The sequence below is a fragment of the Ramlibacter sp. G4-7 genome, assembly GCF_057784995.1.
This window is the reverse complement of sequence record NZ_JBYNTT010000022.1, coordinates 1-19,957: the sequence shown is the minus strand read 5'-3', so window position 1 is coordinate 19,957 and position 19,957 is coordinate 1. Positions and strand designations below refer to the sequence as shown.

At 69.2% G+C, this 19,957-nt stretch carries 20 protein-coding genes; 6 read left to right on the top strand and 14 right to left on the bottom strand.

Annotated elements, in window-relative coordinates; all coding sequences use genetic code 11:
- Positions 1-10 precede the first annotated feature (10 nt).
- From AC3EGR_RS22770 to AC3EGR_RS22760, 3 genes are read left to right on the top strand one after another with little or no spacing between them, the layout of a single operon-like run.
- Positions 11-928 carry a metal ABC transporter substrate-binding protein gene (locus AC3EGR_RS22770; protein WP_488548812.1) on the top strand — a complete coding sequence of 306 codons (918 nt, stop codon included), beginning with the start codon at positions 11-13 and terminating at the stop codon, positions 926-928.
- Positions 925-1,683, top strand: coding sequence for a metal ABC transporter permease (locus AC3EGR_RS22765; protein ID WP_488548811.1), 759 nt, complete (start codon positions 925-927; stop codon positions 1,681-1,683). The genes AC3EGR_RS22770 and AC3EGR_RS22765 overlap by 4 nt, the downstream gene beginning before the upstream one ends.
- A gap of 45 nt (positions 1,684-1,728) precedes the next feature.
- Positions 1,729-2,406: a hypothetical protein gene (locus tag AC3EGR_RS22760; RefSeq protein WP_488548810.1), complete on the top strand. Its 678-nt coding sequence runs from the start codon at positions 1,729-1,731 to the stop codon at positions 2,404-2,406.
- Here the strand turns inward: AC3EGR_RS22760 and AC3EGR_RS22755 are convergent, their stop codons facing one another.
- The 9 genes from AC3EGR_RS22755 to AC3EGR_RS22715 all read right to left on the bottom strand — a co-directional run bounded on the left by AC3EGR_RS22755 (position 2,407) and on the right by AC3EGR_RS22715 (position 13,808).
- A complete protein-coding gene (locus AC3EGR_RS22755; protein ID WP_488548809.1) occupies positions 2,407-3,105 on the bottom strand; it encodes a 5'-methylthioadenosine/adenosylhomocysteine nucleosidase in 699 nt (232 codons plus the stop codon).
- 112 nt (positions 3,106-3,217) lie between these two features.
- The gene (locus tag AC3EGR_RS22750) at positions 3,218-4,816 is read right to left on the bottom strand and encodes an ABC transporter substrate-binding protein (RefSeq protein WP_488548808.1); all 1,599 of its coding nucleotides are present in this window, start codon (positions 4,814-4,816) and stop codon (positions 3,218-3,220) included.
- Between the two features lie 28 nt (positions 4,817-4,844).
- Positions 4,845-5,864: a dipeptide ABC transporter ATP-binding protein gene (locus tag AC3EGR_RS22745; protein WP_488548807.1), complete on the bottom strand. Its 1,020-nt coding sequence runs from the start codon at positions 5,862-5,864 to the stop codon at positions 4,845-4,847.
- On the bottom strand, positions 5,861-6,886 hold the full coding sequence (locus AC3EGR_RS22740) for an ABC transporter ATP-binding protein (RefSeq protein ID WP_488548806.1): 1,026 nt from the start codon (positions 6,884-6,886) through the stop codon (positions 5,861-5,863). Before AC3EGR_RS22740 ends, AC3EGR_RS22745 begins: the two co-directional genes overlap by 4 nt.
- Positions 6,887-6,902: 16 nt before the next feature.
- Positions 6,903-7,805 (bottom strand): ABC transporter permease subunit, encoded by a 903-nt coding sequence (locus AC3EGR_RS22735; RefSeq protein WP_488548805.1) that lies wholly within the window; start codon positions 7,803-7,805, stop codon positions 6,903-6,905.
- A 1-nt stretch (position 7,806) separates the two neighbouring features.
- Positions 7,807-8,820, bottom strand: a complete 1,014-nt coding sequence (locus AC3EGR_RS22730; RefSeq protein WP_488548804.1) for an ABC transporter permease subunit — start codon at positions 8,818-8,820, stop codon at positions 7,807-7,809.
- Between the two features lie 200 nt (positions 8,821-9,020).
- Entirely contained in the window at positions 9,021-10,697 is a 1,677-nt protein-coding gene (locus tag AC3EGR_RS22725) for a long-chain-fatty-acid--CoA ligase (protein WP_488548803.1), read from the bottom strand.
- A 23-nt stretch (positions 10,698-10,720) separates the two neighbouring features.
- Positions 10,721-12,136, bottom strand: coding sequence for a Re/Si-specific NAD(P)(+) transhydrogenase subunit beta (gene pntB, locus AC3EGR_RS22720; RefSeq protein WP_488548802.1), 1,416 nt, complete (start codon positions 12,134-12,136; stop codon positions 10,721-10,723).
- A gap of 13 nt (positions 12,137-12,149) precedes the next feature.
- Positions 12,150-13,808: a Re/Si-specific NAD(P)(+) transhydrogenase subunit alpha gene (locus tag AC3EGR_RS22715; protein WP_488548801.1), complete on the bottom strand. Its 1,659-nt coding sequence runs from the start codon at positions 13,806-13,808 to the stop codon at positions 12,150-12,152.
- Between the two features lie 205 nt (positions 13,809-14,013).
- Here AC3EGR_RS22715 and AC3EGR_RS22710 point away from each other — a divergent pair, with 205 nt between their 5' ends.
- Positions 14,014-15,126, top strand: a complete 1,113-nt coding sequence (locus AC3EGR_RS22710; RefSeq protein WP_488548800.1) for a metallophosphoesterase — start codon at positions 14,014-14,016, stop codon at positions 15,124-15,126.
- A 65-nt stretch (positions 15,127-15,191) separates the two neighbouring features.
- Positions 15,192-15,914 (top strand): hypothetical protein, encoded by a 723-nt coding sequence (locus AC3EGR_RS22705; RefSeq protein WP_488548799.1) that lies wholly within the window; start codon positions 15,192-15,194, stop codon positions 15,912-15,914.
- 53 nt (positions 15,915-15,967) lie between these two features.
- Here AC3EGR_RS22705 and AC3EGR_RS22700 read toward each other — a convergent pair whose 3' ends face one another.
- Genes AC3EGR_RS22700 through AC3EGR_RS22685 form a run of 4 tightly spaced genes read right to left on the bottom strand, consistent with a single transcriptional unit; the run spans position 15,968 to position 18,116 of the window.
- A complete protein-coding gene (locus tag AC3EGR_RS22700; RefSeq protein WP_488548854.1) occupies positions 15,968-16,510 on the bottom strand; it encodes a diguanylate cyclase in 543 nt (180 codons plus the stop codon).
- A 2-nt stretch (positions 16,511-16,512) separates the two neighbouring features.
- Positions 16,513-16,932 carry an ExbD/TolR family protein gene (locus AC3EGR_RS22695; protein WP_488548798.1) on the bottom strand — a complete coding sequence of 140 codons (420 nt, stop codon included), beginning with the start codon at positions 16,930-16,932 and terminating at the stop codon, positions 16,513-16,515.
- 1 nt (position 16,933) lies between these two features.
- Positions 16,934-17,359 carry an ExbD/TolR family protein gene (locus tag AC3EGR_RS22690; RefSeq protein WP_488548797.1) on the bottom strand — a complete coding sequence of 142 codons (426 nt, stop codon included), beginning with the start codon at positions 17,357-17,359 and terminating at the stop codon, positions 16,934-16,936.
- 1 nt (position 17,360) lies between these two features.
- Positions 17,361-18,116 carry a MotA/TolQ/ExbB proton channel family protein gene (locus tag AC3EGR_RS22685; RefSeq protein WP_488548796.1) on the bottom strand — a complete coding sequence of 252 codons (756 nt, stop codon included), beginning with the start codon at positions 18,114-18,116 and terminating at the stop codon, positions 17,361-17,363.
- Positions 18,117-18,171: 55 nt separating this feature from the next.
- On the opposite strand from AC3EGR_RS22685, the gene AC3EGR_RS22680 reads away from it, so the two are divergent.
- The gene (locus tag AC3EGR_RS22680; protein WP_488548795.1) at positions 18,172-18,693 is read left to right on the top strand and encodes an NUDIX hydrolase; all 522 of its coding nucleotides are present in this window, start codon (positions 18,172-18,174) and stop codon (positions 18,691-18,693) included.
- Positions 18,694-18,789: 96 nt separating this feature from the next.
- Here AC3EGR_RS22680 and AC3EGR_RS22675 read toward each other — a convergent pair whose 3' ends face one another.
- The gene (locus AC3EGR_RS22675) at positions 18,790-19,776 is read right to left on the bottom strand and encodes a Bug family tripartite tricarboxylate transporter substrate binding protein (RefSeq protein ID WP_488548794.1); all 987 of its coding nucleotides are present in this window, start codon (positions 19,774-19,776) and stop codon (positions 18,790-18,792) included.
- Between the last annotated feature and the right edge of the window lie 181 nt (positions 19,777-19,957).

Sequence of the window (19,957 nt, the reverse complement as noted above, 5' to 3'; positions counted from 1 at the left end):
GGAGACGATCATGAAGTTCCCGCATCCATCCCTGTTCGCCGCCGCCCTCGCCCTGGGGGCCCTGGCTGCCCCGGCACAGGCGGCCGTGCGCATCTTCGCCTGCGAACCCGAGTGGGCCGCGCTGGCGCAGGAGCTGGGCGGCAAGCTGGTCGAGGCCAGTTCCGCGACCACCGCCCTGCAGGACCCGCACCAGGTCCAGGCGCGCCCCAGCCTGATCGCGCGCATGCGCTCGGCCGACCTGCTGGTGTGCACGGGCGCCGAACTGGAGGTGGGCTGGCTGCCGGTGCTGCAGCAGCAGTCGGGCAACGAGAAAGTCCAGGCGGGGCAACCCGGCTCCTTCGCGGCGGCGGACTTCGTCCGCAAGCTCGAAGTCCCCGGCTCGGTCGACCGCTCCCAGGGCGACGTCCATGCCGCGGGCAACCCGCACATCCAGACCGATCCGCGCAACGTCGCGGCGGTCGCCCTGCAACTGACGGCGCGCCTGCAGCAGGTGGACGCGGCCAACGCGGCGCAATATGCGCAGCAAGGCGCCGCCTTCCAGCAGAAGTGGCAGCAGGCGATGGCGCGCTGGAACACCCAGGCCGCGCCGCTGCGCGGCCTGGCCGTGGTCTCGCAGCACAAGGCCTTCGCCTATCTCTACGACTGGCTGGGCCTCAAGGAGGTCGCCGTGCTGGAGCCCAAGCCCGGCGTGGAGCCGAGTGCCGCGCACCTGCAGGCGGTGCTCGCCACGCTGAAGGCCTCGCCGGCGCGCATGGTCGTCTACGCGGCCTACCAGAGCCCCCGCGCCGCCGAATGGCTGTCGACCAACGCCGGCATCCCCGCGGTGAAGGTCCCGTTCACGGTCGGCGGCAGCGATGCGGCCAAGGACCTCGTCGGGCTCTACGACGACACGCTCGCGCGCCTGCTGGCCGGCCTGAACGCGAAATGAACTGGGGCGCGATCGACCTGGCCATCCTCGGCCCCGCGCTCGTGGCGGGCCTGCTCGTGCTCGCCAGCCACGTGCCGCTGGGCATGCAGGTGCTGGACCGCGGCATCGTCTTCATCGACCTGGCGATCGCGCAGATCGCGGGCCTGGGGGTGATCGCGGCCGACGCGCTGGGCCTGCCGGAACACGGCGTCGCGGTGCAGGCCGCCGCGCTCGCCGCAGCCCTGCTCGGGGCGGCGCTGCTCACGTGGACCGAGCGCAAGGCGCCCGCGCAGCAGGAGGCGCTGATCGGGGTCCTGTTCGTGCTCGCCGCCTCCGTCGGGCTGCTGCTGCTCGCGGGCAACCCGCACGGCGGCGAACACCTGAAGGACCTGCTCGTGGGCCAGATCCTGTGGGTGGCCACGCCGCAGCTGCTGGCGCTCGCCGCGGTGAGCGCCCTGCTCGTTCTTGCCCTCGCGCTCGGCTGGACCCGCCGCCTGCGCTTCGGCTTCTACGCCGCCTTCGCCCTGGCCGTGACCGCCTCGGTGCAGCTGGTGGGCGTGTACCTGGTCTTCACCAGCCTGATCGTGCCCGCGCTCGCCTCGCTGCGCTGGCAGGGCCGCGGCCGCCTGGCCGTCGGCTACGGGGTGGGCGCCCTGGGGTATGCGATCGGCCTGGCCCTGTCCGCGGTCTGGGACCTGCCTTCCGGCCCCACCGTCGTCTGCGCACTCGCGGTCGTCGCCTTGCTGACGGCGCAGTTCGCCGGACCGCGTGCCTGAAGGCATGATGCGTGCGGCCGCCCGCGGCGGCGGCATCGGAGGGGCATGAAGGCGAGCAGATCGGCGCGGCTTGGCGCCGCCATCCTGGTGACCTGCGCCTGCGGCAGCGCGCAGGCCGCCGGCGGCCACCACGCGGTCGACGATGCCGCGATCCTGTCGCGGGGCGAGTGCGAAGGCGAGACCTGGTTCAGCGGCGAGGCCGGCGGCCGGCGGTTGCTGCACGCAGGCACGAATTGCCGCGTGGGGCCGGTCGAACTCGGCGCGGCGGGCGAGTACGCACGCGGCGACGGCCCATCGGCCACCGCCTGGAATCTCGAGGTGAAGTGGGCGCGCAAGGTCGCGCAGGGCTTCAGCGTGGGGCTGGACCTGCAGCCCCAGTGGAGCGCGCACCAGCATCCACGCTACGCGGGCACCCGCTTCGCCGCGCTGGCGACCTGGAGCGCCTCGCCGGCCTGGGCGCTGCACGCCAACGCCGGCCGGGATTTCCTGCGCGGGGACCGCGACCTGGCCAACGGCGGGCTTGCGGTCGAATGGACGGCCATCCCGCGCTGGTCCTTCGTCGCCGAGCGTTACCTCGAGTCCGGCACGCACTACGTGCGCGGGGGCGCCCGCTGGGCGGCGGGGCGATCGTGGAGCGTGGACCTGAGCCATGCCCACAGCCTGGCCGGCCCCTTGCCCTCCTTCTGGACGCTGGGCCTCACCATCGACATCGACGACGACTGATCAGGCTGCCTGCAGGAAGGCCTGGACGATGGCCGCGGAGTGGCGGCTCGCCACCTGGTCGATGAAGCTGAGGAAGTCGCCGTGCGCCGCGTCATCGGCACGGTCGGACACGGTGCGCACCGCCGCGAAGGGCACGCCGTAGTCGCGGCACACCTGCGCGAACGCGGCACCTTCCATCTCGACGGCGAGCGCCTCCGGCAAGGCCCGCTGCAAGGCCAGGCTCTCGGCGAGGCTGGACACGAAACGGTCGCCGCTGACGACCAGGCCGCGGTGCACGTGCGTGCCGTGCAGCGCCTGGCGCACGGCGGCGGCCAGCTTCGCGGTGAGCCCGGGATCCGTGGCGAAGCGGTCCGTGCCATACAGCGGCACCTCGTAGCGCGGGAAGATCGGGGAGGCGTCGAGGTCGTGCTGCAGGAAGGCGTCGGCAATCACCACGTCGCCGCGGTTCACCTCCGGCGCGACGCCTCCCGCCACCCCCGTGAACAGGATGCGGTCGACGCGAAAGCGTTCGATGAGGGCCGTGGCCGTGGTCGCCGCCGCCACCTTGCCGATGCGCGAGAGCACGGCGACGACCTCCTGCCCGTGCAGGTGCCCGACCCAGAACTCGCGGCCGGCCGCCACCTGCTTGTGCTCGTCCGGCAAGAGCGCGAGGACGGCCGAGAGTTCCTCGTGCATGGCGGAGACGATGGCGGTGCGCATGCGTCGATTGTTCGTCATTCCCGCGGAGGCGGGAACCCGGGCCGCCCAAAAAAGAAGCGGCCCGGAAGGGCCGCTCGCGCCGGGCCCCTGCCTGCGCGGGGGCGGCGGTGGACTACTTGATGTCCACGCCGTAGAAGTTGTGCCGGCCGAAGGGCGACAGCTTGAAGTCCACTACTTCCTTGCGCACCGGCTTGAGCTGCACGGCATGGGCGATGGTGAACCAGGGCGCCTGCTCCTTGAAGATCACCTGCGCCTTCTTGTACAGCGCGTCGCGGTCCGCCGGCTTGGTGACCTGCTTGGCCTTCTGGATCAGCTCTTCGAACTGCGGGTTGCAGAACTTGGCAACGTTGGACCCGTTGGTCTTGGCCGACTCGCACCCGAGCAGCACGGCCAGGAAGTTGTCCGGGTCGCCGTTGTCGCCGGTCCAGCCCAGCATGCCCATCTGGTGCTCGCCCGCCTGCATGCGCTTGCGGTACTCGCCCCACTCGAAGGTCTTGATCTCCGCCTTGATGCCCACCTTGGCCAGGTCGGCCTGCATCAGTTCAGCGATGCGCTTGGCATTGGGGTTGTAGGGGCGCTGCACCGGCATGGCCCAGAGGTCGGTGGTGAAACCGTCCTTGAAGCCGGCCTGCGCCAGCAGCTTCTTCGCGCCTTCCGGATCGTAGGGGTCGTCCTTGATCGTGTCGTTGTACGCCGACATCGAGGGCGGCAGCGGGTTCTTGGCAGCGATGCCGGTGCCCAGGTACACGCCGTCCAGGATGGCCTTCTTGTTGATCGCCATGTTAACGGCCTTGCGCACGCGGGCATCGTCGAACGGCTTCTTGGTGACGTTGTAGGCCAGGTAGCCGACGTTCAGGCCCGGCTGCTCCAGCACCTGGACGTTCGGGTCCTTGCGGATCGCTTCCAGGTCGGCCGGGTTCGGGTAGGGCATGACATGGCACTCACCCTTTTGCAGCTTGGCCCAGCGCACCGAAGCGTCCGGCGTGATCGCGTACACGAGGTCGTCGATCTTGGCCTTGCCGCCCCAGTACTGCGGGAAGGCCTTGTAGCGGATCACGGCGTCCTTCTGGTACTGCACCAGGTAGAACGGGCCGGTGCCGATCGGCTCCTGGTCGAGCTTCTCCGGCGTGCCGGCCTTGAGCATGGCGATCGCGTATTCCTTGGACTGGATCGCCGCGTAGGGCATCGCCAGGTTGGCCAGGAACGGCGCCTCGGGCGTGTTCAGCGTGATGCGGACGGTGTAGTCGTCCACCTTGTCCACGCTCTTCAGCGTCTTGGGCATGCCCATGTCGTTGAAGTACGAGTGGTTGCTGCTGGTGACCTTGAAGTAGGGGTCGGATTCCTTCCACTGCCGCTCGAAGGCGAACACGACGTCATCGGCGTTGAAGTCGCGGGAAGGCTTGAAAGAGCGGTGGCTGTGCCACTTGACGCCCTTGCGCAGGTGGAAGGTGTAGGTCAGGCCGTCCGGCGAGATCTCCCACTTTTCCGCCAGGCCCGGCACGACCTTGGTGCCGCCGCGCTCGAATTCGACGATGCGGTTGTAGATCGGCTCGTTGCCGTCGAACGAGGTCCCGGTGGTGTTGACGCCGGGATAGAAATTTTCCGGGCTGCCTTCGGAACAGAACACCAGCGTCTTGGCGCCGGCGCCGGTCGCGGCCGCCAGGGCCAGTGCCGCCACCGCGAAGTGCTTGCGGATCGTGATGCGCTTCATAGCGAACTCCTGTTGTCGTGGGTCCGGCTCAGCCGGGAAGGCTTGCATTATGGTCAACCGCCTCTTCGGGGAAACCCTTGGCGAAGAAGTCGTCCGCGAAGTGACAGGCCACCAGCCGGCCGTCCACGGGCCGGGGCAGCGGCCGCTCGCGACGGCAGACCTCCTGCGCGTAAGGACACCGGCTGGAGAACACGCAGCCCGCGGGCGGATGCAGCGGTGAGGGCAGTTCGCCCTGCAGCACGATGCGCTTGCGGCTGCGCGGGCCGATGCCGGGCGTGGACGCCAGCAGCGCATGCGTGTAGGGATGCAGCGGCTGCGCGAAGATGCGCGGCTTGGGGCCCTGCTCCATCACGTGCCCCAGGTACATCACCAGCACGTCGTGCGCGATGTGGCGCACGACGGCCAGGTCGTGCGAGATGAACAGGTAGGCGAGCCGGAACTGCTGCTGCAGGTCCGCCAGCAGGTTGAGCACCTGCGCCTGGATCGACACGTCCAGCGCCGACACCGGCTCGTCGGCCACCACCAGCTTGGGGCCGGGCATCAGCGCCCGCGCGATCGCGATGCGCTGCCGCTGGCCGCCCGAGAACATGTGCGGATAGCGGTTGGCGTACTCGGGGCGCAGGCCGACCTGTTGCAGCATGGCGCGCGCGCGCTCGGCGCGCTCGGCGGGTTGGAGCTCGGTGTTGATCTCCAGCGGCGCCTCCAGCACCGCGGAGATCTTCTTGCGCGGGTTGAGCGAACCGTACGGATTCTGGAACACCAGCTGCACCGCCTGGCGCAGGCGCCGGCGGTCGGCGGCGGGCGTGTGCACCGCGTCCGTTCCGTCCAGCACCAGGGAGCCCTCGGTGGGCTTCTCGATCAGGGCCACCATGCGGGCGAGCGTGGACTTGCCGCAGCCGGATTCGCCGACCACCGCCAGCGTCTTGCCTTCTTCCAGGGTGAAGGAGACGCCGCCGACGGCCTGCAGCTGCGCCGGCTCGCGGAACATGCCGCGGCGGATGGGGTAGACCTTGCGCAGGCCCTTCGCTTCGACGACGACCCGGCTCATGCCGCCGCCTCCACGCCCAGCGGCCCGTCCTGCGCGATGCGTTGCTGCCGCGAGGGGTCGCCCAGCGGATAGTGGCAGCGCACCTGGCCGCCCTTCCACGCGCGCAGCGGCGGCCGCACCGCTTGCGAGTGCGCCGTGGCATAGGCGCAGCGCGGCGCGAACAAGCAGCCGCCCGGACGGTCGAACACGCCGGGCACCACGCCGGGGATGGTGGCGAGCCGGTGGCCGGCCTCGCCCTGCTCCGGCAGCGCCGCCAGGAGCGCCTCGGTGTACGGGTGCTGCGGGCTGGCGAACAGCGTGTCCACCCGCTGCTGCTCCATCACCTGCCCGGCGTACATCACGGCGATGCGCTGGGCCATCTCGCTGACCACCCCCATGTTGTGCGTGATCAGCACCAGGGCCATGCCGCGCTCCTGCTGGAGATTGCGCAACAGGTCCAGGATCTGCGCCTGGATGGTGACGTCCAGCGCGGTGGTCGGCTCGTCCGCGATCAGCAGGCGCGGGTTGCAGGAGATGGCCATCGCGATCATCACGCGCTGGTTCATGCCGCCCGAGAGCTGGTGCGGGTAGTCGTTCATGCGCTGGGCCGCGGCGGGGATGCCGACTTGTTCCAGCAGCTCGATGGCATGCCGCTGGGCGTTGCGCTTGTCCAGCGGCGAGTGCTGGACAAGCGCTTCCACCAGCTGGTAGCCGATGGTGAAGCAGGGGTTCAGGCTGGTGGTCGGCTCCTGGAAGATCATGGCCATGTCCTTGCCCACCAGGCGCCGCCGCTCCTTGTCGGAGATGCCCAGCAGGTCGTGGCCCAGGAAGCGCAGCGTCTTCGCCCGCACCCGCCCGGGATAAGCGATGAGCCCCATCAGGGCCATCATGGTCACGCTCTTGCCCGAGCCCGACTCGCCCACGATCCCCAGCACCTCCCCCTGCTCCACCGTGAGGCTCACGCCATCGACGGCATGCATGACGCTGCCCTGCGTGGGGAAGTCGACGTGGAGGTCTTCGATTTCCAGGAGAGGTGTGGTCATGCGGAAAGGCTGTTTCTCATCGCTTCAACTTCGGGTCCAACGCGTCCCGCAGTCCATCGCCCAGCAGGTTGAAGGCCAGCACGGCGGCCAGGATCATCAGGCCGGGGAAGGTGACGACCCACCAGGCGCGCAGGACGAACTCGCGCGCGTCGGCGAGCATGGTGCCCCACTCGGGGGAGGGCGGCTGGGCGCCCAGGCCCAAGAAGCCGAGCGCGGCGGCGTCCAGGATGGCGGTGGACACGCCCAGCGAGGCCTGCACGATCAGCGGCGCCGCGCAATTGGGCAGCACCTCGCTGAACATGAGGCGCAGCGTGCCGGCGCCGCCCACGCGCGCGGCGGTCACGTAGTCGCGCGAGATCTCGGCGATGACGGAGGCGCGCGTGATGCGCACGTAGTGCGGCAGCACCACGACGGCGACGGCCAGCATCGCGTTCACCAACCCGGGGCCCAGGATCGCCACGATCACGATCGCCAGCAGCAGGCTGGGCAGCGTCAGGACGATGTCCATCAGCCGCATGATCGCGATCTCGGTCACGCCGCGCGCGAAGCCGGCGATCAGGCCCAGCGCGATGCCCGCCGCCACCGAGATCATGACGACCGCGATGCCGATGGACAGCGACAGGCGCGAGCCCCAGATCAGCCGCGAGAGGATGTCGCGGCCGATCGCGTCCGTGCCCAGCGGGTACTGCCAGCTGCCGCCCTGCTGCCAAGCCGGCGGCTTGAGGAAGACGGCGCTGTTGGTCAGGTCCGGCGCGTGCGGCGCGACCCAGGGCGCGAACAGCGCGAGCAGCAGCAGGAAGCCGACCACCACCAGCCCCGCGACCGCGCCGCGGTTGGCCGAGAACGAGATCCAGAACTCGCGCCAGGGGCCGGGTGGCGCCTGGTTCACCGGCGCGGAGGGGGGAAGCACGGCGGCCATCTCAATGCCCTCCTTGCCGGATGCGGGGGTTGATGAAGCCGTAGGTCAGGTCCACCAGCAGGTTCACGGTCATGACCACGACCCCCAGCAGCAGCATGCCGCCCTGCAGCACGGGATAGTCGCGCCGGTTGATCGCCTCGATCAGCCACTTGCCGACGCCGGGCCAGGAAAAGATGGTCTCGGTCAGGATGGCGCCGGTGAAGAGCACGCCGACCTGCAGGCCGATCACCGTGACCACGGGGATCAGCGCATTGCGCAGCGCGTGCACGCCGATCACGCGCAGCGGCGGCAGGCCCTTGGCGCGCGCGGTGCGGATGTAGTCCTCGCCCAGCACCTCCAGCATGGCGGAGCGCGTCATCCGCGCGACCACGGCCAGCGGGTTGGTGCCGAGCACGATGGTGGGCAGGATCAGGTGCTGGAGCGCCGACCAGAAGGCGCCCTTGTCGTCGGACAGCAGCGAGTCGATCAGCAGGAAGCCGGTCTTCGGCTCGATGAAGTACTGCACCGCGAGCCGTCCCGACACCGGAGTCAGCCCCAGCTGCACCGAGAACAGCAGGATCAGCAGCAGCCCCCACCAGAAGATCGGCATGGAGTAGCCGGTGAGCGAGGTGGCCATGACGCCGTGGTCGAACACCGAATTGCGCCGCACGGCCGCCACGATGCCGGCCGGGATGCCCAGCAGCAGCGCGAACAGGATGGCGCACAGGGCCAGCTCGATGGTCGCCGGGAACAGCGCCCCGAACTCGCGGATCACCGGCTCCTGCGTGATGATCGATTTGCCCAGGTCGCCCTGCAGCACGCGGGCGATGTAGATGCCGTACTGCGTCAGCACGGGCTTGTCGAACCCGTACTCCTGCACCAGCTTGGCATGCCGCGCCGCGTCGATGCCGCGCTCGCCGGCCATCGTCTCGATGGGGTCGCCGGGCACCAGCCGGATCAGGAAGAACGCCAGCAGCGTCATCCCGAAGAAGGTCGGGATGACCAGCGACAGGCGGGTCAGGATGAAACGGAACATGGGGCGCGATTGTCCGCTGGCTCAGCGGCTTGTCATCAGGGGAAAAGCACTCGGATCACGGCCGGGACAGCAGGAATCACGCCCGCGGACCGGACAACCGGACTCAGGGGGCGCAAGAACCGGGCAAAGGACGCAAAAGGGCCGAGGAAAACTCCAGAAGGTTTTCTTCCACGCCCCTGGCGTCCGGATGCCCGTCCTTTTCAGCGCTTGTCCCGCAGCTCCCGGCGCAGGATCTTGCCCACTGGCGTCTTCGGCAGGTCGGTGCGGAATTCGATCACGCGGGGCTGCTTGTAGCCGGTGAGGTTGGCGCGGCAGAACTCCTTGACCTTGTCCTCGGACAGGGCCGGGTCGCGCTTGACGATCACCAGCTTGACGGCCTCGCCGGTCTTCTCGTCGGGAACCCCCACCACGGCGCATTCGGCCACGCCGGTCAGTTGCATCACCACGTCTTCCACCTCGTTCGGGTAGACGTTGAAGCCGGAGACCAGGACCATGTCCTTCTTGCGGTCGACGATCCGGAAGTAGCCTCGCTCGTCCATGACGCCGATGTCGCCGCTCTTGAAGAAGCCGTCGGCCGTCATGACCTTCGCGGTCTCGTCCGGGCGCTGCCAGTACCCGGCCATCACCTGCGGGCCCTTGATCGCGATCTCGCCTGGCTGGCCAAGCGGCACCTCGATGCCGTTGTCGTCGATGCACTTCATCAGCGTGGAGGGCAGCGGCACGCCGATGGTGCCGGTGAACTCGGTGCTGGTCACGGGGTTGCAGCTCGCCGAGGGCGAGGTCTCCGACAGGCCGTAACCCTCGCAGATCGGGCAGCCCGTCTTTTCCAGCCACAGCTTGGCCACGGCGCCCTGCACCGCCATGCCGCCGCCCACCGACACCTTCAGGTTGGACCAGTCGACCTTGCCGAAGTCCGGGTGGTTGGCCAGGCCGTTGAACAGCGTGTTGACTGCCGGAAAGGTGTGGAACTTGTACTTCGAGAGTTCCTTGAGCACGGCGGGCAGGTCGCGCGGGTTGGGGATCAGGATCAGCTTGGCGCCCGTGCGCAGCGACAGCATCATCCCGACCGTGAAGGCGAAGATGTGGTACAGCGGCAGCGCGCAGATGCCCGTGGGCTGCTCGCCGGCGGGCACCTTGTCCATCGCCGGCTTGTTCCAGGTCTCGGACTGCAGGACGTTGGCGATGACGTTGCGATGCAGGAGCACGGCGCCCTTGGACACGCCGGTGGTGCCGCCCGTGTACTGCAGCACCGCCACGTCGTCGGGCTTGATCTCGGGCTTGCGCAGCGTGCCGCGCTGGCCGCGGTCGATCGCGTCCCTGAACTTCACGGCGCCGGGCAGGTTGTAGGCCGGCACCATCTTCTTGACCTTGCGCACCACGTAGTTGACCAGCGAGCCCTTCAGGCCGCCGAGCATGTCGCCCATGGTCGCCAGCACCACGTGCTTGACCGGCGTCGCCGCGATGCACTGCTGCAGCGTGTTGGCGAAGTTCTCGATGATGACGATGACCTTGGAGCTCGAGTCCTTGAGCTGGTGCTCCAGCTCGCGCGGCGTGTACAGCGGGTTGACGTTCACCACGACGAAGCCTGCGCGCAGGATGGCCGCCACGGCCACCGGGTACTGCGGCACGTTGGGCATCATGATCGCGACCCGGTCGCCCTTGGCCAGGCCGAGGCCCTGCAGGTAGGCGGCGAATGCGCGGCTGAGGGAGTCCGTTTCGCCGAAGCTCACTTCCTTGCCCATGAAGGCATAGGCGGTGCGCGCCGCGTACTTGGTGAAGCTCTCCTCCATGACCTGCACCAGCGAGTGGTACTGCACGGCTTCGATGTCCGCGGGCACGCCTTGCGGGTAGGCGGCCAGCCACGGGCGGTTGTTCATGCCTCTTGTCTCCTGTTCTTTTCTTATGGTTTCAGCGCGGCCCGCACCTCGTCCAGCATCTTCTTGGCGTCGCCGAACAGCATGCGGTTGTTGTCCTTGTAGAAGAGCGGATTGTCCACGCCGGCGTAGCCGGACGCCATGCTGCGCTTCATGACGATGGAGTTCTTGGCCTTCCACACTTCGAGCACCGGCATGCCCGCGATGGGACTGGTGGGATCTTCCTGAGCGGCCGGATTCACGATGTCGTTGGCGCCGATCACCATGGCCACGTCCGTCTCCGGGAAGTCCTGGTTGATCTCGTCCATCTCCAGCACGATGTCGTACGGCACCTTGGCCTCGGCGAGCAGCACGTTCATGTGGCCCGGCATGCGGCCGGCCACGGGGTGGATGCCGAAGCGCACCTTGACGCCCATTTCACGCAGCTGCTTGGTGATCTCGAACACCGTGTGCTGCGCCTGCGCCACCGCCATGCCGTAGCCGGGCACGATGATGACGCTCTTGGATTCGCGCAGCAGCTCCGCCGTCTCGACCGCGCTGATCGGCGACACCTCGCCGGCCGGTTCGGACGCGTCGCCCTTGGCCGCCGGGGCGCCGCCGCCGGTGCCGAAGCCGCCGGCGATCACGCTCAGGAAGTTGCGGTTCATCGCGCGGCACATGATGTACGACAGGATGGCGCCCGAGGAGCCCACCAGCGCGCCCACCACGATCAGCAGGTCGTTGCTCAGCATGAAGCCGGTGGCCGCCGCGGCCCAGCCCGAATAGCTATTGAGCATGGAGACCACCACCGGCATGTCGGCGCCGCCGATGGCCATCACCATGTGCACCCCGAACAGCAGGGCGACGATGGTCATCACGATCAGCGGTGTCATGCCCGCCTCGATCGTCTCCGCGTGCAGGAAGACGCGGCCGAACCAGATCACGATCAGCAGGCCGGCCAGGTTGAGCAGGTGCCGCCCGGGCAGCAGCACGGGCTTGCCGCCGATCTTGCCGGAGAGCTTGCCGAAGGCGATGAGGGAACCGGAGAAGGTGATGGCGCCGATCAGGATGCCGATGTAGATCTCCACCTCGTGGATGGACTTCTCGGCCGGCGTCGGAAAGACGGTGGACGTGTCGACGTAGCTGGCGAAGCCGACCAGGCAGGCGGCCAGGCCGACCAGGCTGTGCATCAGCGCGACCAGCTCGGGCATCTGCGTCATCTGCACCTTCTTCGCGGCGAAGAGGCCGACGGCGCCGCCGACGACCAGCGCCGCGATGATGTAGGCATAGCCGGTGGGCGTGACGCGCGGGCTGAACACCGTGGCCAGCACGGCGATGGCCATGCCGATCATGCCGAACACGTTGCCGCGGCGCGCGGTCTCGGGGTTCGACAGGCCGCCCAGGCTCAGGATGAACAGGATGGTGGAACCGATGTAGGAGACGGTGGCAAGGTTTGCGTTCATGGGCGTCTCCTGCTTACTTGCGGAACATGGCCAGCATGCGCCGCGTGACCGCGAAGCCGCCGAACATGTTGACGGCCGTGAGCGCGAGAGCGAGCACGGCCATGCCCAGGATCAGCAGGTTCGGCCGGTTGGCGCCCCCGTCGGCCAGCGGCGGCGCCACCTGGATCAGCGCGCCGATGGCGATGATCGAGGAGATGGCGTTGGTCACGCTCATGAGCGGCGTGTGCAGCGAGGGCGTCACGTTCCACACCACCATGTAGCCGACGAAGCAGGCCAGCACGAACACGACGAAGTGCGACAGGAAGGCGGCGGGCGCGTACAGGCCCACCAGCAGGAACAGCACTGCGCCGACGCCGAACACGATGGCCAGCGACTGCAGCGACATGGGTTCGCCCGCACCGTGGCCGTGCCCCTTGGGCGCGGCGACGACCGCGGCCGGCCGGGGCTTGGCAGCCGCCGCCGGAATCTTGGGCGGCGGGGGCGGCCAGGTGATGTTGCCTTCCTTGATCACGGTCAGCCCCCGGATGGCGTCGTCGTCCATGTTGACGTCGATGCGGCCGTCCTTGGTCTTGCACAGCTCCTCGGTCAGGCGCAGCAGGTTGTTCGAATAGAGCGTGGACGACTGCTTGGCCAGGCGGCTGACCAGGTCCGTGTAGCCGACGATGGTGACGCCGTGCTTGACCACGGCCTGGCCGGGCTCGGTCAGTTCGCAGTTGCCGCCCTGCTCGGCGGCCATGTCGACGATCACGCTGCCCGGCTTCATGCTGCGCACCATCTCCGCCGTGATCAGCTTGGGGGCCGGCTTGCCCGGGATCAGGGCGGTCGTGATGATGATGTCGGCGTCCTTGGCCTCGCGCGCGTACATGTCGCGCTGCGCCTGCTGGAAGCCTTCGCTCATCACCTTGGCATAGCCGCCGCCGCCCGAGCCTTCTTCCTCGTAGTCGACCTTGACGAATTCGCCGCCGAGCGAGACCACCTGGTCGGCAACCTCGGCGCGCGTGTCGTTGGCGCGCACGACGGCGCCCAGGTTGGCCGCCGTTCCGATCGCCGACAGGCCCGCCACGCCCGCGCCCGCGATGAACACCCGCGCCGGCGGGATCTTGCCCGCGGCGGTCACCTGGCCGTTGAAGAAGCGCCCGAAGGCATTGGCCGCCTCGATCACGGCGCGGTAGCCGCTGATGCCCGCCATGGACGTCAGCGCATCCATCTTCTGCGCGCGCGAGAGCTGGCGCGGCAGCGAGTCGATCGCCAGCACGGTCACGCGGCGTGCCGCCAGCTGCTCCATGAGCCCGGGGTTCTGCGCGGGCCAGATGAAGCCGATCAGCGTGGCGCCTTCGCGCAGCAGCTGCACTTCCTCCGGCGTGGGCGGGCGCACCTTGAAGACGATGTCCGCGCGCGACCAGAGCTGCGCCGCGGACGGCACCACCTCGGCGCCGACGGCGCGGTAGGTGTCGTCGGCGAAGTTGGCCGCATCGCCGGCGCCGCTTTCCACCGCGACGGCGAAACCGAGCTTGACCAGCTTGGCGACCACCTCGGGCACGGTGGCGACACGTTTCTCGCCCGGCGCGGTTTCCTTGGGGACCCCGATCAGCAGGGGCGGCCGGGCCGGAGCCGGCGCGACGGCAACGGCGGGTTCGCTCGCCGACGGCGCGGCGGGAGCAGCGGTTTGCATGGACTCTTCTCCTCGAGGGGGCGAGCTGTTGATCTTCTGGCGCTGAACCCAAGCTTACATGAAGGCTTGTCGGGTCCCTCGGCCACTCGGAAGCCCGCTCGCGCGCGAAACGCCCCAGCTCCCCGCCTGCCTGGCCGCTGCGCACCTAACATGTGTTCCTTCAAGCGTCGCCGGGCTCTGGCCCGGCGGCGCACCTGCCTCCACCATGTCCCTCGGCACCGTCCTCGCTCTTTCCGCGGCCCTCCATTTCTATATCGGCGCCCGGCTCGTGCCTGCCCTGCCCGACGCAGCCGGCTGGGTGCTGGCCGCCTGGCTTCTTGCATCGGCCGTCCTGGTGCCCGCCGGCCTGCTGGCGCGCCGTGTGTTGCGTCCGCCCGCGGCCGACCGGCTGACCTGGATCGGCATGCTGTGCATGGGCCTGTTCTCCTCGCTGTTCGTCCTCACCGCGCTGCGGGACCTGCTGCTGCTCGTGCTGCACCTGGCCGGCGGGCCGGCGTGGGGCGAGCCCAGCGCCGTGGCCGTGCCCCTGCTGGCCCTGGCGTTCACGGGCGTCGGCTTCCTCAATGCGCGCCTGCCCGCGCGCGTGAAACGCGTGACCGTGCCCCTGCCTGGGCTGCCGCCCGCGCTGGCGGGCTTTCGCATCGTCCAGATCAGCGACATCCACGTGGGCCCGACCATCAAGGCCAACTACCTGCAAGCCATCGTCGACCGCGTCAACGCGCTGCAGCCCGACGTGGTCGCGATCACGGGCGACCTCGTCGATGGTTCGGTGGCCGAGCTGCGCGCGCATGTCGCACCGCTGGCCCGCCTGCAGGCAAGGCACGGGACGTACTTCGTGACGGGCAACCACGAGTACTACTCCGGCGTGCATGGCTGGGTGGAGGAGCTGCAGCGCCTGGGCATCCGCGTGCTGCACAACGAGCACGTGGTGCTGCAGCACGGCAGCAGCGCGCTGGTGCTCGCAGGCGTCACCGATTACGGCGGCCACCACTTCGATCCCGCGCACCGCAGCGACCCCGCCGCGGCGGTCGCCGGCGCGCCCGAGGGCGCTCCGCGCGTGCTGCTCGCGCACCAGCCCCGCACCGCGGCGGCCGCGGCGCTGGCGGGCTTCGACCTGCAGCTGTCCGGGCACACGCACGGCGGCCAGTTCCTGCCCTGGACCTTCTTCGTCCCGCTCCAGCAGCCTTATACGGCCGGGCTGCATCAGCTCGGCCGTTTGCGCATCTACGTCAGCCGTGGGACCGGATATTGGGGTCCACCCAAGCGTCTCGGTGCACCATCTGAAATTGCCGAGCTGCGTCTGGCGCCGTCCGCCTGAGTCCTACAGGCCGGCGGCGTCTTGTCTGACGCGGCTGAGCTTGATCTCTACCGAACACTGGCCGGATGGCACGTGCTGCTTTCCTTCCTTTCCCCCTCGCCGGGGCCAGCGCCACCAACGTGGTCTACCTCGGCGCGGCCTTGTGCCGCCGAAAATTCGAGCTTTACTACCCCGACGGATTCGAGGACGAGACCTACCTCGTCGCCGAGCGCTCGCACAAGGAGCGCGCCCACCTGGAGTGGGAGACGGAGCTCGCGCCCGCGAGCTTTCGCAAGCTGCTCGCACGCGGCGAGTTCCGCGCGATCTCGGATGCCGCGGTGCGCATCGAGGCGCGCGCCAACCTGCTGTTCTCGTTCGAGCGCATGGCTCTGCGGGACGCGGTGAAGACGCCCGCCGGCGCCCGGCTGTTCGCCACCGAGCTGCATGCCTTCCTGTACGGCCACGGCTCGCCGCAGCGCCGGTTCAACGACTGGATCGAAGCGCTGTCCGACCTGCCGCAACGCAAGAGCCGTGTCCTGACCTGGCCGGTGGCCACCGTCTTCGGCTTCATCGCGCGCCCGGACAAGCACCTGTTCTTCAAGCCGCGCGCCACGCGCAAGGCGGCACAGCTGTACGGCTACGCGCTGCAGCACGGAACCCTGCCGGCGTGGCCGCAGTACCAGGACCTGCTGACCTTCGCCGCGGTGCTGCGCCGCGACCTGGACCGCAAGCCCGGCTTCAAGGCGCGCGACATGATCGACCTGCAGTCCTTCATGTGGGTCCAGGGCGCGCCGGAATACGACGCCTAGCCGTTCACCTCAGGAAGTCGCAGGCGACTTCCTGATGGGGCCTGGCGCCGTCCTCACGCCCGCCCCGCCCGCCAGCAGCGCCAACCCTCTTCGGCCATCGGCACGACGTTGAGCGCGAAGATCGCGATGGCCATGCCGCCCAGGTAGCTTGCCGGCCACGGCGGGTTCTTGGCGCGCAGCGCGAAGTCCGGCGCAGCGCCGGCATCGAACAGCGCCAGCGCCTCGTCCCACTGCATGACCGCCACCACCGCCAGCACCAGCAGCGGCAGGATCTCCATGAAGCTGTGCACCATCTGCTCGAAGGGACGCACCTCCCGCCGCGGCACCGTGTAGTGCAGTTCCACGAAGGTGGTGGCCTCGTGCGCCAGGAAAGCGGCGAACACCAGGACCAGCACGGCCGCGTTGATCCCCAGCAGCGCCACGGCCAGCAGGCCGATGCCGGCTTCCCCCAGCAGGAGCCAGTGGAAGGCGTTCTCCGTCCTGCCGCTGGTGCGCTCGATGTCCGTGCGGCGGTGGCACCACCAGTCCGCCAGGCCCGCGAGGATCCACAAGGGCACCACGACCCACATCAGCACGAGTTCGGCCGCGTCCTGCATCCTCACTGGAACTGCTCCATCCCCACGATCCCGATCTTCTGCAGGTTCTGCCGCTGGGCGCTGGTCAGCGCCGCGGCCACCGCCTCGTACTTCGCGCGGCGGTCGGGACGCACGTGGATCTCGGGCTGTTGCGCCTGGGCGGCCGCGTCGCGCAGCTTCGTCTCCAGCGCGGCGCGGTCCGCGAGCGGCTCGCCGTTCCACAGGAAGCGGCCGGCCGCATCGATGTCGAGCTGCACGACCACGGGTGGCGCGGGCGGCCGCGGCGCATTGCGTCCCGGCATCTCCAGGCTCACGGCCTGCAGCTGGATCGGGATGGTGATGATCAGCATCACGATCAGCACCAGCAGCACGTCCACCAGCGGCGTCGTGTTGATGTCGACGATGGGCTCGGCTTCCGCCTCGGTGCCGGCGCGGATGTGCATGTCAGCGCGCCGGTGGTTCGGTGAGGAAGCCGATGCGGGCGATGCCGGCCTGCTGCGCCGCGAGCACCACCCGGCCGACCGCGTCGTAGTCCGCGCGCACGTCGCCGCGGATGTGCAGCTCGGGCTGCGGTTGCATGGCCGAGATCTTCACGAGCAGTTGCCGCAGCGCTTCGCCATCGGGCAGGCGCGTCTCGAACCACCAGGTGCCGCCGCTCGCATCGACGGTGACGATCACGTTTTCCTGCTGCGCATCGCGCTGCTGGTTCTGCTCGCGCGGGAGGTTGACGGCGACGGTGCTGTTCACCACCGGGATGGTGATGAGGAAGATGATCAGCAGCACCAGCATCACGTCCACCAGCGGCGTGGTGTTGATGCTGGCGATCAGCGCATCCTCGCCCTGCCCGGGCTCGCGGAACTGGATGGCCAACTCAGGCCCCCTTGCCGCCCGTGGCGAGCAGCACGGTGTGCAGGTCCGAGCCGAAGGCGCGCACGGTGTCCATGGCGACCTTGTTCCGGCGCACCAGCCAGTTGTAGCCGAGCACGGCGGGAACGGCGACGGCCAGCCCGATGGCGGTCATGATCAACGCCTCGCCCACCGGCCCCGCCACCTTGTCGATGGACGCCTGGCCCGAAGCGCCTATGCGCACCAGCGCGTTGTAGATCCCCCAGACCGTGCCGAACAGGCCGACGAAGGGCGCGGTGGACCCCACGGTGGCCAGCACGGCCAGGCCATCCTGCGTGCGGCTGTGCACCGTGCCCACCGCGCGTTCTATGCTTTGCGCCACCCAGGTGTTCAGGTCCACCTTGCCGATGAGGCCGTCGTGCTTGCGCGTCGCCTCGATCGCGGACTCGGCGATGAACCGGTAAGGGCTGCCGGGCTGCAATGCCGCCGCCCCCTGCTGCACCGTGTCGGCCTTCCAGAAACGCTCGTTGGCGACGCGGCCCTGGCCTCCCATGCGCGACTGCGCCAGCAGCTTGGCGACCAGCACGTACCAGCTCGCCAGCGACATGAGCACCAGCAGCACGATGGTGGTGCGGGAAACGATGTCGCCCTGCGCCCAGAGCGCGGCCAGCCCGTAGGGGTTGGCGGCGGCCGCCGGCGCCTGGATGGGCGGCAGGCTGGATTGCGCCGCGGCAGGCAGGGCGGCGAGCGTGGCGAGCAAGGCGGCAGCGGTTCGGAGCATGGAGCGGGGGGAGCCTGGCGAGCCCCCATTCTGCTGAAGGACAAGATAATGCACCATGGACAACCGTTGGCGACCGAGCGTCACCGTGGCCGCCGTGATCGAGCGCGACGGCCGCTTCCTGATGATCGAAGAAGAGACGTCGGAGGGATTGCGCATCAACAATCCCGCCGGCCACCTGGACCCGGGCGAGACGCCGGCCGAGGGCTGCGCGCGCGAGGCGCTGGAGGAAACCGCCTGGCATTTCCGGCCCACCGGGCTGCTGGGCGTCTACATCTCCCGCTTCCAGCGCTCCACCACCGGCGAGGACATCACCTACCTGCGTTTCGCCTTCACCGGCGAACTGGTCGCGGAGGAGAAAGGCCGGCCGCTGGACCATGGCATCGTGCGGACGCTGTGGATGACGCCGGACGAACTGCGCGCGACGGCGGATCGCCACCGCAGCCCGCTGGTGCTCAAGTGCGTGGAGGACTACCTGGCCGGCGTGCGTTACCCGCTGGATGCGGTGTACTCCGATCCGAGCATCCGCGGACCGGGCTGGGAGCGGGATGAGGAAAGCGGTGACGGGGAAGGCCGGTAAGGTGTCCCGGGCCTGACCCCGGATCCCTGCGACACCTGGTCGGGGCCATGGATTGCGGGTCAAGCCCGCAGTGCCAAAGGCGGGAGGATGCCGGCCTCAATCCGCCTTGATCTGCGCTCGCTTGACGATGTCCTTCCAGATCGTCTGCTCGCGCGCGATGAAGGCGGCGAACTCCTGCGGCGGGCCGCCCCCGCCGACGGCGTTGTCGGTGGCGAAACGCTCCGTCACGGCGCTGGAGCGCAGCGCCTTGTGCGACTCCTCCTGGAGCCGCCGGACGATGTCGGGCGGCGTGCCGGCGGGCGCCAGGATGCCGTACCACTGCGAGGTCTCGAAGTCCTTGTAGCCCATCTCCTGCACCGTCGGCACGTCCGGCAGCGCGGGGATGCGCTGGTGCGTGCCGACCGCGATCGCGCGCAGCTTGCCGGAACGGATGTGGGCGCCCAGCGCCGGCATGCCGGCTGACGAAGCCTGCGTGCGGCCGGCCAGCAGGTCGGTGAGCTGGGGGCCGGTGCCGCGGTACGGGATGTGCGTGATGTACATGCCGGTCACCAGCTTCAGGTACTCCATGGCGAGGTGCCCCGCGCTCGCGTTGCCGGCGGAGCCGTAGCTCAGCTTGCCCGGATTCGCCTTTGCGTACGCCACGAACTCCTTGAAGTTCTTCGCCGGCACGTCCGGGTGGATCACGAACACGTTGGGCACCTTGGCCAGCAGCGTGACCGGCACGAAGTCCTTGTTCACGTCGTACGGCTGGTTCGCCAACATATAGGGATTCACGGCGAGGGTGCCGACGTGCCCGAGGATGATGGTGTGCCCGTCCGGCGGGGCGTGCGCCGCTTCCGCCATCGCGACCACGCCGGCGCCGCCCGGCTTGTTCTCCACGTACACGCTCTGGCCCAGTTGCTTGCTCAGTTCGGCGGCCACCGAGCGCGCGACGATCTCCGAGGTCCCGCCCGGCGCGAACGGCACCAGGAAGCGCACGGGCTTGGTCGGCCAGGTGCCTTGCGCCGCCGCCCACGGCAGGGCCAGCGCAGCGCCGGCTCCCGCCACGAAAGTGCGTCGACGCAATACGGAAGTTCTCGTCATGCCTGGATCTCCTGGTGGGTGAAGCACGGTGGGGTTCGCGGCGCGCACCGTCCGCGGCTTCGCCGCGCCACCCTTGTATTGTTCATGATTGAATTTCCAGAGTTCGGCGAGAGCCGAGCGGAGCGGGTGTACGCCGTCGCCACCCTTTGGACCTGAGCCTGAGCTGTAGATCAAGCGGCAC